12 protein-coding genes are annotated in these 15,111 nt (G+C 68.8%); 5 read left to right on the top strand and 7 right to left on the bottom strand.

Features of this window, described 5'->3' with window-relative positions:
- Nucleotides 1–34: 34 nt before the first annotated feature.
- The 5 genes from AC57B5_RS03475 to AC57B5_RS03455 all read left to right on the top strand — a co-directional run bounded on the left by AC57B5_RS03475 (nt 35) and on the right by AC57B5_RS03455 (nt 5,055).
- Nucleotides 35–244: a 3-hydroxyacyl-CoA dehydrogenase NAD-binding domain-containing protein gene (locus tag AC57B5_RS03475; RefSeq protein ID WP_496398742.1), complete on the top strand. Its 210-nt coding sequence runs from the start codon at nt 35–37 to the stop codon at nt 242–244.
- On the top strand, nt 156–1,574 hold the full coding sequence (locus AC57B5_RS03470) for a 3-hydroxyacyl-CoA dehydrogenase (RefSeq protein ID WP_496398741.1): 1,419 nt from the start codon (nt 156–158) through the stop codon (nt 1,572–1,574). The genes AC57B5_RS03475 and AC57B5_RS03470 overlap by 89 nt, the downstream gene beginning before the upstream one ends.
- 170 nt (nt 1,575–1,744) lie before the next feature.
- On the top strand, nt 1,745–2,464 hold the full coding sequence (locus AC57B5_RS03465; RefSeq protein ID WP_012205125.1) for a Crp/Fnr family transcriptional regulator: 720 nt from the start codon (nt 1,745–1,747) through the stop codon (nt 2,462–2,464).
- 151 nt (nt 2,465–2,615) lie between these two features.
- On the top strand, nt 2,616–3,701 hold the full coding sequence (locus AC57B5_RS03460; protein WP_013802790.1) for a phosphotransferase: 1,086 nt from the start codon (nt 2,616–2,618) through the stop codon (nt 3,699–3,701).
- Nucleotides 3,702–3,780: 79 nt separating this feature from the next.
- Nucleotides 3,781–5,055 carry an acyl-CoA dehydrogenase family protein gene (locus AC57B5_RS03455; protein ID WP_013802791.1) on the top strand — a complete coding sequence of 425 codons (1,275 nt, stop codon included), beginning with the start codon at nt 3,781–3,783 and terminating at the stop codon, nt 5,053–5,055.
- 70 nt (nt 5,056–5,125) lie between these two features.
- On the opposite strand, the gene AC57B5_RS03450 is transcribed toward AC57B5_RS03455, so the two are convergent.
- From AC57B5_RS03450 to AC57B5_RS03420, 7 genes are all read right to left on the bottom strand, one after another.
- Nucleotides 5,126–6,583 carry an efflux transporter outer membrane subunit gene (locus AC57B5_RS03450; protein ID WP_496398740.1) on the bottom strand — a complete coding sequence of 486 codons (1,458 nt, stop codon included), beginning with the start codon at nt 6,581–6,583 and terminating at the stop codon, nt 5,126–5,128.
- 1 nt (nt 6,584) lies between these two features.
- On the bottom strand, nt 6,585–8,579 hold the full coding sequence (locus AC57B5_RS03445) for an ABC transporter permease (protein WP_141836196.1): 1,995 nt from the start codon (nt 8,577–8,579) through the stop codon (nt 6,585–6,587).
- The gene (locus AC57B5_RS03440) at nt 8,579–9,820 is read right to left on the bottom strand and encodes an efflux RND transporter periplasmic adaptor subunit (RefSeq protein WP_496398739.1); all 1,242 of its coding nucleotides are present in this window, start codon (nt 9,818–9,820) and stop codon (nt 8,579–8,581) included. The genes AC57B5_RS03445 and AC57B5_RS03440 overlap by 1 nt, the downstream gene beginning before the upstream one ends.
- 49 nt (nt 9,821–9,869) lie before the next feature.
- Entirely contained in the window at nt 9,870–10,247 is a 378-nt protein-coding gene (locus AC57B5_RS03435; protein ID WP_063326381.1) for a DUF3325 domain-containing protein, read from the bottom strand.
- Nucleotides 10,244–11,959, bottom strand: coding sequence for a PepSY-associated TM helix domain-containing protein (locus tag AC57B5_RS03430; RefSeq protein ID WP_496398738.1), 1,716 nt, complete (start codon nt 11,957–11,959; stop codon nt 10,244–10,246). Before AC57B5_RS03430 ends, AC57B5_RS03435 begins: the two co-directional genes overlap by 4 nt.
- A 1-nt stretch (nt 11,960) precedes the next feature.
- Nucleotides 11,961–12,296 (bottom strand): DUF3649 domain-containing protein, encoded by a 336-nt coding sequence (locus tag AC57B5_RS03425; RefSeq protein ID WP_197485475.1) that lies wholly within the window; start codon nt 12,294–12,296, stop codon nt 11,961–11,963.
- Between the two features lie 205 nt (nt 12,297–12,501).
- Entirely contained in the window at nt 12,502–14,997 is a 2,496-nt protein-coding gene (locus AC57B5_RS03420) for a TonB-dependent siderophore receptor (RefSeq protein WP_047473137.1), read from the bottom strand.
- Nucleotides 14,998–15,111 lie beyond the last annotated feature (114 nt).

Genomic DNA, 15,111 nt, shown 5'->3' with positions numbered 1-15,111 from the left:
ATTTTTGCATAGACACCTGTAGGACACCTCCTCTATGTATATGATCCAAAACAACATTTCTCCTATCAGAAACGTCGGATTGATAGGCGCAGGCATCATGGGGCAAGGCATTGCCCAGTTGGCCGCCCAGGCAGGCGCCAGGGTGCTGTTGCAGGATGCCCGCCCCGGCGCTGCCGCACAAGCGCAACCAACAGCTGCTTGCGCTGTGGGACACGCTGCAGAAGAAACAAAAAATAACAAGTGAGCAGGCCGCAGATTGCAAGGCCCGGCTGACGGTGGTGGACGGTCTCGATGCCTTCAGGAACTGCGATCTGGTGATAGAGGCCATCGTCGAGCGCATGGATGCCAAGCAGGCGCTGCTGCGCGAGCTGGAGGCCATCGTCGCGCCCGGGACCCTCATCGCCAGCAATACCTCGGCCCTGTCCATCACCACGCTGGCCACGGCGCTCAAGCACCCGCAGCGCTTTGCCGGCTTTCACTTCTTCAACCCGGCCCCGCTGATGAAGGTGGTGGAGATCGTGCGCGGCCTGGCCACGGATGAGGCCACCTGCGCCACGCTGGCACATTTCGCGCGCAGCTTCGGCCACACGCCCGTGCGCGCGCAGGACACGCCGGGCTTTCTGGTCAACCACCTGGGCCGAGGCTATGTGACCGAGGCGCTGCGCATCGTGCAGGAAGGCATTGCCGACTTCGCCACCATCGACCGCATCCTGCGCGAGCAGGTGGGATTCAAGCTCGGCCCGTTCGAGCTGATGGATCTCACCGGCCTGGATGTCACCCATGCCGTGATGGAGCACATCTACCACCAGTACTACCAGGAGCCGCGCTACCGCCCCAGCCCCATTGCCGCGCAGCGCGTGGCGGCCGGCCTGCTGGGCCGCAAGACCGGCCAGGGCTTTTACCGCTATGCCGAAGGCCGCGCCGAGCAGCCTGCCGAGCCTGCCGTGCCGCAGGTGCAGACGCTGCCCCCGGTCTGGGTGTCCGCACGCGCGGCCCGGCGCAACGAGATCTACCAGTTGCTCAAGAGCCTGGGCGCGCGCATTGAAACCGCGCAGGCACCGACCGAGCAGGCCTTGATCCTGGTGGCGCCGCTGGGCCTGGACGCGACCACGGTGGCTGCCGTGGAGCGGCTGGACTGCACGCGCACCATGGGCATCGACATGCTGATCGCCGACGCCGACACGCGCCGCCGCGTGCTGGCCACCACGCCGGCCACGCGCACCGACATGCGCGATGCCGCCCATGCGCTTTTTGCCAGCGACGGCAAGGCCGTGAGCGTGATCCGCGACAGCGGCGGCTTTGTCACCCAGCGCGTGGTGGGCTCCATCGTCAACATCGCCAGCGACATCTGCCAGCAGGGCATCGGCAGCCCGGCCGACCTGGAAAAGGCCGTGACCCTGGGCCTGGGCTATCCCATGGGCCCGCTGGCCATGGGCGACCGCTGGGGCCCCACCAACATGCTGGAGGTCCTGTTCAACCTGCAGACCGTGTATGGCGATCCACGCTACCGCCCCAGCCCCTGGCTGCGCCGCCGTGGCGCGCTGGGGCTGAGCCTCACGCACGAGGAGCCATAAGCCCTGCAAAGCCGGCGACCCGATGCAAGACGGGTCGCCTTTTTTTCGCCGCCCTGCCCCGTTTTCGGCAGGCCCAGACACCGAAGTGACAGGCCCGCCGGCGGCATGCTGCGCCGCGGCGGTCCCACACGCGACAATGTGACCGTCATCAGTCACGCAAAAGACAGGCCATGGACGACCCGATTCTTACCATCGAAGAACGTGAAGCGATCAATTCCGGTCGCTGGTTTTCATCACTTTCTCCATCGCTTCGGCACGACATTCTTCGATGCGCTTACGTCAAACGGTTCAAAGATGGCACGCTCATCTGCGCACGCGGAGAACCGCCCGAGGAATGGATCGCCTGCGCCCGGGGTGCGGTGCGCGTGAGCTCCACCTCGATCACGGGCAAGCAGATCACGCTGGACTACGTGGAGCCGGGCATCTGGTTCGGCGACGTGGCCATCCTGGACGGGGACAAGCGCACGCACGATGCCTATGCGCACGGCGAGACCACGCTGCTGTGCGTGTCCAAGACCGACTTCAAGAAAATCCTGTCCATGCATGTGGAGTTCTCGGAAGCCATGCTGCGCCTGCATGCACGGCGCATCCGCCAGCTCTACGGCCTGGTCGAGGACCTCAACACCCTGCCGCTGCGCGCGCGCCTGGCCAAGCAGCTGCTGCACCTGGTGCGCAGCTACGGCGTGACCAGCCTGTCGGATGGCAGCGAGATCCGCATCGGCCTGCACCTGGCGCAGGAGGAACTGGCCCAATTGCTGGGCGCCTCGCGCCAGCGCGTGAACCAGGAACTCAAGGCCATGGAGCGCGAGAACGCCATCCGCATCGAGCCGGGCGGCCTGGTGGTCTGCGACCGCGACACGCTGCTGCGCATCGCCGCGCCCGACGCCTGAACCTGCGCGGCCCGCGCCGCGCCCTTTTCTCTGCCACATCCCTTCCACCGACCGGACGTTCGCGCCGGCCGGTGCCTTGCCGCGCCCGTGCCGCGCGGCCGCACCCCTTTCTAGAACCGGTTTCCGAACCGATCACAGGACTGACTGCCCCATGAGCACTTTCGACCATTTCGTAGGCACGCGCCCCGTCTCCGACCAGCACGCATTCGACGTGCCCGCGCTCACCGCCTGGATGCAGGGCCATGTGCAGGGCTTTGCCGGCCCGCTGCAGGTGGAGATGTTCAAGGGCGGCCAGTCCAACCCCACCTACAAGCTGATCACGCCCGGCCGCAGCTACGTGATGCGCTCCAAGCCCGGCCCCGTGGCCAAGCTGCTGCCCTCGGCCCATGCCATCGAGCGCGAGTTCCGCGTGATGAAGGGCCTGGCCGGCACCGACGTGCCCGTGCCCCACATGTATGCGCTGTGCGAGGACGAGTCCATCATCGGCCGCGCCTTCTACATCATGGAGTGCATGGAAGGCCGCGTGCTCTGGGACCAGTCCCTGCCCGGCATGGAGCCGGCCCAGCGCGCCGCCATCTACGACGAGATGAACCGCGTGATCTCGGCCCTGCACACCGTGGACTTCGCGGCCCAGGGCCTGGCCGACTACGGCAAGAGCGGCAACTACTTCGAGCGCCAGATCGGCCGCTGGAGCAAGCAGTACGTGGCCTCGGTCACCCAGCCCATCCCCGAGATGGACCAGCTCATGCAGTGGCTGCCCGCCCACATGCCGGCCAGCGCGCTGGATGCCTCGCGTGTGTCCATCGTGCACGGCGACTTCCGCCTGGACAACCTGATGTTCCACCCCACCGAGCCGCGCGTCATCGCCGTGCTGGACTGGGAGCTGTCCACCCTGGGCCACCCGCTGGCCGACTTCAGCTACCACTGCATGAGCTGGCACATCCCGGCCACGCTGGGCCGGGGCATCGCAGGCAAGGACCTGGCGGCCCTGGGCATTCCGGGCGAAGAGGAATACATCCGCCGCTACTGCGAGCGCACGGGCCTCAAGGACGTGGACACGCTGCGCGCCGACTGGAACTTCTACATGGCCTACAACATGTTCCGCATCGCGGCCATCCTGCAAGGCATCGCCAAGCGCGTGGAGGCCGGCACGGCCTCCAGCGCCCAGGCCAAGGCCTCGGGCGACACCGCCCGGCCCATGGCCGAGCTGGCCTGGTCCTTTGCCCAGCGCAGCTGAGCCATCCAGACCAGCACCCAACACTCACCGATCACCCCGTTTCCACCACAAGCGACAAGCCAAGAGAAGGAGCGCATCCATGGACTTTGAATATTCGCCCAAGACCAAGGACCTGCAGGAACGCCTGCTGAAGTTCATGGACGAGCACATCTATCCCGGCGAAAAGGACTATGCCGCCGAGATGGAAGCCAACACCGCCGCAGGCAAGCGCTGGACGCCGCTGCAGACCATCGAGAAGCTCAAGGTCAAGGCCCGGGAGCAAGGCCTGTGGAACCTGTTCCTGCCCGTGGACAGCGCCGAGGCCGCTGGCTACAAGGGCGGCGGCCTGACCAACCAGGAATACGCGCCGCTGGCCGAGATCATGGGCCGCGTGCCATGGTCCAGCGAGGTGTTCAACTGCTCGGCGCCCGACACCGGCAACATGGAGACCATTGCGCGCTACGGCAGCACCGAACTCAAGGAGCGCTGGCTCAAGCCGCTGCTGGAGGGCAAGATCCGCTCGGCCTTCGCCATGACCGAGCCCGAGGTGGCCTCCTCCGACGCCACCAACATCTGCACCCGCATCGAGCGCCAGGGCGACGAGTACGTGATCAACGGCCACAAGTGGTGGATCTCGGGTGCCGGCGATCCGCGCTGCCAGGTCTTCATCACCATGGGCAAGACCGACCCCGATGCGCCCAAGCACTCGCAGCAAAGCATGATCATCGTGCCCGGCGACGCGCCCGGCATCCGCATCGTGCGTCCGCTCAACGTCATGGGCTATGACGACGCGCCGCACGGCCACATGGAGATGTACTTCGAGAACGTGCGCGTGCCCGCTGGCAACATCCTGCTGGGCGAGGGCCGTGGCTTCGAGATCGCCCAGGGCCGCCTTGGCCCCGGCCGCATCCACCACTGCATGCGCCTGATCGGCCTGGCCGAGCGCGCGCTGGAGCTGATGTGCAAGCGCGCCAGCTCGCGCATCGCCTTCGGCAAGAGCGTGGCGCAGCAGACCGTGACGCAGGAACGCATCGCCGAGGCACGCTGCCGCATCGACATGGCGCGCCTGCTCACGCTCAAGGCCGCCTGGCTGATGGACATTGCCGGCAACAAGGTGGCACGCAGCGAGATCGCCATGATCAAGGTCGTGGCCCCCAGCATGGCCTGCCAGGTCATCGACTGGGCCATGCAGGTGCACGGCGGCGGCGGCATGAGCGACGACTTCCCGCTGGCCAGCGCCTACGCCCACGCGCGCACGCTGCGCTTTGCCGACGGCCCGGACGAAGTGCACCGCAACGCCATCGCCAAGTGGGAGCTGGGCAAGTACGGCGCCTACGGCAAGGATGCCGGCGTGCCCATCACGCGCGGCAGCTGAGCAGGCTTCAAGCCTGAGGCCTGAGGCCGCGCACCCGACAGGATCGGGTGGCGGCCCTGGCCCTCACCTCTCAGCCAGGTGGCAATGCCCCCTGGCTTTTTTGTGCCTGCCTTTCCGGCATTTCAGCGCCCATGGCAGGCGCCTCCCATCCCCCGCCCAGCGCCCGGTACAGCGCCACGCGCGCCTGCAGCTGCAGCAGGCGCTGCAGCACGGCATCGTCCTGGGCCGCGTACAGCGTGGTCTGGGCCTGCAGCAGGGACAGCAGGCTTTCCGCCCCGGCCTTGTAGCGCAGCTCGGCCAGCGACACGGCCTGGCGGGCCTGGGCCAGCACCTCGGCCTGGGCCTCGGCCTGGGCCTTCAGGCCGTGGACGGCGTTGAGCGCCAGGTCCACATCGCCATAGGCGGCGACGATGGACTTGTAATAGCCGGCCAGCAGTTCCTCGCGCCGGGCCTGGGCGCCATCGCGTTCGGCCGCCAGCCGACCGCCGTCGAAGATGGGGCCGGCCAGTCCGGCCAGCAGCGAATAGACCGGCTCGCGCAGCCAGTCGCTGGCGCGGCCCGCGCTGGTGCCCGCGCTGCCCGTGAGGGTCAGCCGGGGCCACAGCGCCGCACGGGCGGCCTGCAGGTTGGCGCTGGCGGCGGTCAGTTGCGCCTCAGCACTGGCAATGTCAGGGCGCCGCTGCAGCAGTTGCGTGGGCAGGCCTGGGCCGATCTCGGGCAGTTGCAGGGCTTGCAGCGAATCCGTGGCCAGCGCGGGGCGGCGGGCCTGGCCCAGCAGCACGGCCAGCGTTGCATCGGCATCCTCGCCCTGGCGGCGCAGCGTGGCCAGGGCCTGGCGCTGGCTGGCCACCAGGCCGCGTTGCTGGGCCAACTCCAGCTGGGTGGCGGCGCCTGCGCGCGCGCGGGACTCCACCAGGCCCAGCAGCCGCTCGGCATTGGCCACATTGCGCGCCGCAATGGCCTGGCGCTCACGCAGCGCCACGGCCTGCAGCCAGCCATGGGCCACCTGGGCGGTGACCGTGAGGCGCACCGTGTCCTGGTCGAACCGGCTGGCCTGCCAGGCCGCCGCCGCCGCATCGCGCGTGGCGCGGTTGCGGCCCCAAAAGTCCACCTCATACGAGGCCGTCAGCGCGGCGCCATAGACGCTGGCCTGCCCGCCCGCCACCTGTGCATGGTTCATGCGCTGGGCGCGCAGCTCGCCGCTGAGCGACGGCAGCAGCGCCGCGCCTGCCTGGCGCGTGGCCGCCTCGGCCTGGCGCACGCGGGCCATGGCGGCAGCCATGTCCAGGCTCTGGTCCTGGGCGGCCTGCACCACGCCGCCCAGTTCTGCGCTGCCAAAGGCCTGCCACCACTGCGGTGAAACAGAGGCAGGGACGGCTTCGCCCTGCTGCTTCCAGGAAGCGGCCAGCGCAGGCGCCTCCCGGTCCGGCATCGTCTGCTGCGCGGCGCAACCGCCCAGCGCAGCCAGGGCCAGGGCGATGCAGCCCAGGCGCGCATTTCCCAGCGTCTTGTCGTTCATGTCTTTCATCTCACTCTCCCGCCAGCGCACGCACCGGGTCCAGCCGCGCCGCCGTCTTGGCAGGCATGTAGCCGAACACCAGGCCCGTCACCACGGCGCAGGCAAAGGCGCCCAGCATGGCGCGCACCGAAAACACCACGGGCACGCCCGCCACGATGAGCACCACGCCCACGGCCAGCCCGGCCAGCAGGCCCACCGTGCCGCCCACGAAAGTGACCAGGCTGGCCTCGGTCAGGAACTGGCGCAGGATGTCGCGCTGGCGCGCGCCCGTGGCCATGCGGATGCCGATCTCGCGCGTGCGCTCGCGCACCGTCATCAGCATCACGTTCATCACGCCGATGCCGCCCACCACCAGGGAGACGGCGGCAATCAGCCCCAGCATCACCGCCATGCTCTGGCGCGTGGCCGCCTCGGCCTGGATGCGCGCCGCCGCATTGCCAATGCCGAAGTCCTCACGCCCGCCGTGGCGCGCCAGCAGCAGCTTGCGCATGGCCTCCTCCGCCTCGTGCACCACGTCGGAGGACATGGCCTCGATCACCACATAGTCGGGCTGGGTCTGCGACTGGTAGACGCGCGCCCGGCCCGAGCGGTAGGGAATGAAGACCATGTCGTCATAGTTCTGCGCGCCCGAGTCCGCGCCGCGCTCGCTCATCACGCCGATGACCTCGAAGGCCGATGTGCCGATGATCAGCTGGCGCCCCAGCGGGTTGGGCGTGTCGGGGAAGAAGTGCTGGTGCGCCTTGTGGCCCAGAACCACCAGGGGCGCCAGATCGCGGTCCTCGGCCTCGGTGTAGTAGCGGCCCTGGGCTACCTTCCAGTGGTGCACCAGGGGCATCTCCTCGCTGGCGGCGAACACGTAGATCTGCTTGTCGGCCTTGCCGTAGCGCACGGTGATGGGGTCGCCGATCACGGGCATGACGCGCCGTATCTCGGGCAGTTCGCGCACGGCGGCCAGGTCTTCCTCGGTCATCTGCCCGGCCGGCCCGCCCGTGGCCGGCGGCTTGCTGCCCATGTAGAGGATGGCCGTGCCCATGGTCCCCATCTGCTCGACCACCTTGCGCCGCGCGCCCTCGCCAATGGCCAGCATCACGATGACCGAGGCCACGCCGATGACGATGCCCAGCAAGGTCAGGCTGGTGCGCACGCGGTTCATGCGCATGCCGCGCCAGGCGCTGCGCGCGGCCTCGAACAGCTCGGCCAGCCAGGGCGCGCCGGCGCTGCTGCGCTGCGGCGTGAGCGGCAGGGCAGCGGCGCCCGCATTCACCCCGTTTGCGGCATCGTCGCGCTGGCTGTCGCTGGTGATGCGGCCGTCGCTGATCTCGATCACGCGGCGCGCCTGGGCGGCCACAGTGCGGTCGTGGGTGATGAGGATGATGGTGTGGCCCGCATCGGCCAGCTCGCGCAGCAGGGCCATGACCTCGGCGCCGCTGTGCGAGTCCAGCGCGCCCGTGGGCTCGTCGGCCAGGATGATCTGGCCGCCGTTCATCAGCGCACGCGCAATCGACACGCGCTGCTGCTGCCCGCCCGACAGCTGGTTGGGCCGGTTGCCCAGGCGCGAGCCCAGGCCCAGGCGCTCGAGCAGCGCACGGGCACGCCGCACGCGCTCTTCCTTGGGCAGGCCCGCGTAGATGGCAGGCATTTCCACGTTCTCGCTGGCGCTTTCGCTGGCGATCAGGTGGTAGCCCTGGAAGACGAAGCCGAAGGCCTCGCGCCGCAGCCAGGCCAGCGCGTCCGAGTCCAGCGTGGCCACGTCCTGGCCCTGGAAGTGGTAGCTGCCCTCGCTGGGCCGGTCCAGGCAGCCCAGGATGTTCATCAGCGTGGACTTGCCCGAACCCGAGCTGCCCACCACGGCCACGAACTCGCCCGCGCGTATCTCCAGGTCGATGCCGTGCAGCACGGTGACGGCGGGCTGGCCGCTGTCGCCGCCGCCGTAGTGCTTGGTGATGCCGCGCAGCTCGATCAGCGGTGCGGTCAGCGGCGCGCCGGCCTGCATGCCCTGCGCCATCACCATTGCAGCCACCGCGGGCCACGGTCCAGAGGCGTCTCGCCGACGATGACGCGCTCGCCTTCCTGCAGGCCCTCCAGCACCTCGGCCTGGTGGCGGCTGCGCACGCCCAGGCGCACGGTGCGCTGCTCGGGCTGGCCCTTGGCGTCCAGCACGCGCACGGTCTGCGTGCTGCCGGCCTTCTCGGCCTTCTCGGCGTTCTCTGCCTTCTCTGCCTTGTCAGTCGTTCCCGCCTTGTCGGCCACGGCCATCAGCGGCACGGTCAGCGCCTGCGCGGCCCGTCCGGTGACGAAGACCACCTGGGCCGTCATCTGGGGCATCAGCTCGGCGTCCTCGTTGTCCACATCGAACAGCACGGTATAGGCCACGGCCTTGGTGGCGGGCGCAGGCGCCTGGCCCGCATTGCCGCCGGCCGGCGCCTGGCTGGTAGAGGGCGAAGGCAGCACCTGGCGCACCTTGCTGGACCAGCGCCGGGGCCTGGCCTGGTCGGCGCCGCCCAGCGTGGTGAAGTACACCGGCATGTCGTCGCGCACGCGGCGCACGTCGGCCTCGGACACTTCGGTCCACACCGTCATGGCCGACAGGTCGGCAATGCGCAGGATGTTGGGCGTCTGGTAGGTGGCGTTCAGCGTCTGGCCCTCACGTGCCTCCACCGACACCACGGTGCCCGCCATGGGCGCGTAGATGCGCGTATAGCCCAGGCGCGCCTCGTCGGCCTTGAGCGTGGCCTGGGTCTGGTCGATCTGGGCCTTCAGATGCTCCATGCGAGCGCCGGCTGCGGCCAGGTTGGCTTCTGCGGTCTGCAGGTCTTCCTCGCGCGTGGCCCCGTCGCGGGCCAGCTGGCGCTGGCGCGTGAGCTGCTGCTCGGCCAGCTTGCGCAGCGCCTGCTGCTCGGCCAGCTGTGCGCGCAGGCCCGCCAGCGAGGCACGCCCCGCATCCACCGTGGCGCGCTGCACGCTGGGATCGATCTCCACCAGCAGTGCGCCCTTCTCCACCTGGGCGCCGGGCTCCACGCGCAGCCGGGTGACCTGGCCCGACACCTGGGCGCCCACGTCCACATAGCGGCGCGGCTGCAGCGTGCCGATGGCCGTGACGGTGGACTCGATGTCGGTGCGCGCCACGGTCTCGGTCTGGTAGGCCACGGCAGGCCGGCTGGACCACCAGGCGGCCGCGCCCCCGGCCGCCGCCAACAGGACCACCGCCACGGCGATGGCTTTCCAGCGTTGCTGCGTGCGCGTCATGCTTGCCTCCCGACCACACACACCCCGAACTGGAACGAAAGCAGGAAACTCATCTGAAAAACCCCGTAGTACCGAAACTGAAAACAATCCACGCCAAATCCGCCACGGCAAGCACGCCAGCCAACCAGGCCAGCCGCGCCGCCCAGCGCGCATGGGCGCTGATCAGGGCCACGGCCATCAGCGCGCCGGCGGACACAAAGCCCAGCCAGGCCACCGAGCCCACCGTGCCGCCCCAGCCCGAGACAACGGGCACAAGGGCCAGCGCCAGCAGCGCCGTGCCCAGGCCGCGCAACTGCGGGCCGCGGCGGGCCGGCAGCTCGCGCGCGCCGGTCAATTGTTCGTAGTGGCGGTCCATGGCAAAGGCCAGGGCCGCCATGCCTGCAAAGGCCAGGGCCAGTGCGGCCAGGGATGCGTGCAACGTGCTCATGCCTGCACCTCCGAGGGGCCGGCTACGGCGGCCTGCCCCTTGGCCGTCCTTGCCTTGGCGGCGGCACCCGCGCCGCGCCGCGCCAGCCAGCGCCAGGCCCAGGCGGCCGCCAGCCCCGTGGCCAGACAGAACAGTTCCACCCCGGCGCTTTCCCAGTCGCCCTCCCGCATGTGGGCCCACAGCGGCTCGCCCACGGTGATCCAGTTGAGCAGCGGCAGCAGCAGGCACAGCATGGCCAGCAGGCCCATCTGCTGGCGCCAGGCCGTCGCTGGCGCGCAGGCCAGCGCATGCACCAGCGCCAGGCCCCACAGCCCGAAGAACACGGCCAGCTCCCAGTCATCGCGGTGCGCCAGGCCCACGGGCACCAGGCGGTTGGCCCACAGGTAGCCGATGCAGCCCAGGCCCAGCCCGGCGATGGCCGCGACGTTCAGGCCCTCGATCAGCCGGTACACGCGCGCCGTGGCGCTGCCGAACTCGCCCTGGTGGCGGCTGCGGCGCTTGACCATGAAGAGGATGGCGCCCGTGGCCATCATGGCCGCGCCCGCCAGGCCGCACAGGAAGTACAGCCACTTCATGGCCAGCCCGCCGAACTTGACCATGTGCAGCCCACCCATGACCGCCTGGGCCAGCGAGGGGGTGCCGCCGTCGGCGCCGCCGGGCAGGCGTACCTGCAGCACCTCGCCCGTGGCGGCCGAGAACATGGCCATGCCCGAATTGGGGCTCAGGCGCTGATGTGCACGGTCATCGCTGTTCCAGCCGTAGACGCCGATGCGTGCCGATGCATCGCCGGGATGGTTGACGACCACCGCGCGCACCGCCTGGCCCATCAGCTCCTGGCCGCGCCGCACAAAGGGCTCCAGATCGGGCACCGCCAGGGGCTTGCCGGACAGCGCGGGCGGTCCGGCCTCGTTCATGTCGGCGATGAAGGCCGTGCGGGCAGCCTGGTCCGTGCCATAGACCGTCCAGACGCCAACGGGCATGAAGCTCAGGCTGGAGATGGCGATGCCGGTATAGGCAATCATGAACTGGAAGGGCAGCGTCAGCACCGCCACGGCGTTGTGCGCGTCCAGCCAGCTGCGCTGGCCCTTGCGTGCGCGAAAGGTGAAGAAGTCCTTGAAGATGCGCTTGTGCGTGATCACGCCGCTGACCAGGGCCACCAGCATGGCCATGGCGGCAATGCCGATCACCCACAGCCCCACCTGCCCTGCATGCAGTTCATAGTGGAAGTCCACGAAATGGTTGCCGCCCATGGTGGCGCGCGCGGCACCGTGGCCGTGGCCGGCCCCCATTTCCTCGCCCGTGGCGGTGTCCAGCTCGGCATCGGCGTACTGGCGGTTGGCGTCGAACCAGTAGACACGCAGGTCGCCGCCACCCTTGTCGTCGGACGGCCAGATCTCCCACATCTGCGCACCCTGGTGGTGCTTTTGCATGTAGGCCGCGCCCCAGGCCAGGCGCTGGCCCAGGTCCGCACCCTGCCCGGCCGGCACGGCGGCGCGCGCTGCCGCCTCGGCCGCCTCCTCGGCATGGTGCTCGGGCGTCATCCAGTGCGTGATGGCTTCCTGGAACACGGCCAGCGAACCCGTGAGGAACACCGCGAACAGCAGCCACGAAAACCACAGCCCGCACCAGGTATGCAGCCAGGCCTGGGCCTGGCGGAAACCGCCCGTGGCAGCGCCGCTGCCGGGGACCTTGCTGATCTGCGCCTTGGCCATCTCAAACGCCCCCGCCATTGCGCGCCAGCAGCAGCGCGGCGCCGCCCATCAGGGCCGCAGGCACCAGCAACCCCAGCCAGACCCGGCCCGCAGAAACCGGCGAGAACGCCCAGATCACCGCCAGCGCGTGCAGCGCAAAGCTCCACTGCATGCCGGCGATCACGGCATCGACACGCGCGCCGGGCAGCGCAGCGGCCAGGAAGGCCGCCAGCGCGCTGGCCAGCGCATAGCCGCCGAAGACGGCGGCCAGCAGGCGGGACAGGACAAGCAGGCCCGGATGGACGGGCCTGTCGGCCTGGGTGATATCTGCAGGATCAGCGGGTTGGGATTGGGGCATGTAATGGGTATTCGGATAAGCACAGGAACGCACGAATGCGTGCAAACAAGGGGCCAAAACGGATGCCGTGATGCGGCGGCCTTCAAGGCCCTCCTCATACATGACAAACGAGATCGAAAAAAAGGCCAGCCGCAATGGTTTTCGCCATTGCGGCCAGTGGCCTGGGTCGGACTGGGGCGGGCCCTCCTGGACCCCGCCCCGGCCCTCAGAAGGTGCCGCGCAGCGTCAGCACCGCATTGCGCGGCTTTCCATAGAAATTGCCGCCGCTCGCATAGCCCACGGTCTGGTAGTACGTCTTGTCAAAGATATTGTTGAGATTCAGGGAAACCGTCCAGCGCGGATCGATCCGGTACTGCACCATCGCATTGATGACCGAATAGCCGCCCTGGGTGAAGTTGTAGCGGCCGACTTCATTCCAGTCGGCGTCATACAGCGTATCGCGCACATGGTGCTTGCTCTGGATATGGGCGCTGCCGCCAATCTTCCAGCGCGACAGCTCGCCCGGCAGCACATAGGCCGTGGACAACTTGAGCAGATGGCGCGGCGTGATGCTGCTGTAGGGCGCATCCTCGGTCTTGTCGCGCGTGGTGGTGTAGGTGTAGCCGGCCGCGATCTGCCAGCCGGGGCGCAGCTCGCCGCCGATCTCGGCGTCAAAGCCGCGGCTGGTCACCTTGCCCTGCGGCAGAAAGCAGCAATTGCCCGACCATTCCTCGTGATTGCTCGGATAGCGCGTATCCGTCACCGCCGTGCCCGTGCGAACCACGTTGAAAAGGCTGAATGTGGCATTGAGCCGGCCATCGGCCAATTCGCCCTTGAAACCGGCCTCATAGCTCTTGCCCTTGACCGGGTCCAGCGAATTGCCCGGAGGAGGCCCCGACTTGGACAGCGCCTGCGGCTTGAGAATCGAGGAATAGCTCAGATACGCCGACCATTGGTTGTTCAGGTCATAGATCACCCCGCCATACGGCGTGAACTTGGCCGGCTCGGAAAAGCGGCTGCCCGATGCCAATTCCCACTGGCCCGCCGCATTCAGCGACTCATAGACCTGGTTGAAGCGGTACTTGGCATAGCGCGCGCCCACGATCACATGCAGGCGGTCCGTCGGATGCAGGCGCAGCACGCCATAGCCGCCCGACTGGTCCTGGCCCCAGGGGTTGTAGCGGCGCGAGATCTCGCCGGCCGGCGCCGGGCGCCAGGCGCCGGGGTTGTAGACATCGATGGGCTCCACGCCCGTGGCATCGGTGGAATAGCCCACGTTCCAGAAGCTCTCCACCTTCTGCCGGTCCATGCCCAGCAGGATTTCGTGCGTGCGCCCGCCCAGGTCGAAGCTGCCGGCCAGGCTGGCGTCCAGCACGGTCTGCCGGTTCTCGTACAGGTAGTGGCCGCCGCCGTTCCAGTTCACGCCCAGGCCGGTTGCGGGGTCCAGCGCGCCGTAGCCGAACACCGTGGAGCCGTCATAGCTGGACTTGCTGCGGGTCAGGTTGAGCTTGCCCTTCCAGCGTGCGGAAAAACGGTGCTCCAGCGCGCCGAACAGCTCGCTGTTGTCCTTGCGGCCCGTGGCCCAGGGCTGGGTGAAGCTGGTGTGGCGCGGCAGGCCGATATCGCTGCCGTCGCTGTAGCGCGGCACGTCGCCGCCGCCATCGCCGCGCGTGCGGATCTTGCTGCGGCTCATGCCCACGGTCAGCAGGGTGTCGGGCGTCAGGTCCGCCTCGACCACGCCGTAGAACTGGGGAGCGCGCGTGTGCTTGATGTCCACGAACTGGTCCGTGTCCTGGTAGGACAGCACGGCCCGGCCGCGCACCCGGCCATCAAGGGCCAGCGGCCCCGTGGCATCCACCATGGTCTGGTAGTTGTTCCAGCTGCCGATGGACTGCTGCACCACGAAGCGCGGCTCGGCCAGCGGCTTCTTGCGCACGATGTTGATGATGCCGCCCGGGTCGCCCACGCCGCCCAGCAGGCCCGAGGCACCGCGCATCACCTCCACGCGGTCGTAGAAGTCCATGCTCTGGTTGACGCTGTAGGTGTACTGGGCGATGTTCAGCGGCGCGCCGCCGTCGATCTGCATGCTGTCGATCTGGAAGCCGCGCGAATAGAAATAGGTGGAGTCGAAATTGATCTGGCTGGTGGTGATGCCGGGCGTGGCGGCCAGCGCGTCGCGGATGTCGGTCATGCGGCGGTCGTCGAGCTGCTGGCGCGTGATCACCGACACCGATTGCGGGATCTCGCGGAACGACTGGTCCGTCTTGGAGGCGATGCTGGTCACGCGGCTGGTGTACGAGCCCGTGCCCTCGGTCGTGCCGTCGATGGCCCGGCGCGCGCTCACCCGCACTTCGGCCAGCGTCTTTTCGATGGCGGCGACGGGCTGCACGGTCAGCGTGCCCTCTTGCACATGGCCCTGCAGGCCGCTGCCGGCCAGCAAATCATCCAGCGCCTGGCGCAGCGGCAGCTCGCCCCGTACGGCCGGCGCCTGCCGCTGGGCGGCCAGCGAGGGCGTGAACACCAGCTGCAGCCCGGCCTGCCGCGCGAACTGGTCCAGCGCGCTGGCCAGCGGCTGCGCCGCTATGTCGAAGCGCAGCGTCTGTGCGGCCGGCTGGGCCAGCGCCGCCTGCAGCGGCATGGCCAGGCCCAGGCAGAGCACGGCATGGGCCAGCGGATGGAGGGCGGCGCGGCAGGCGCCCGAAGAAGGGAAAAGCGGATGCATGGAAATCGTCCTTGGCAGTGATGGAAGGGACCCACAGGGATCACTGCCATGACGACTGGCCAGGAAAACTCCTGAAAAACAATGTGCGCCCCGCTGCCGTGCGCATGCAGTTGC

This window comes from Delftia sp. BGA-UO-ETr-SB1 (assembly GCF_059567865.1).
This window is presented reverse-complemented; position numbering and strand designations above follow the sequence as displayed.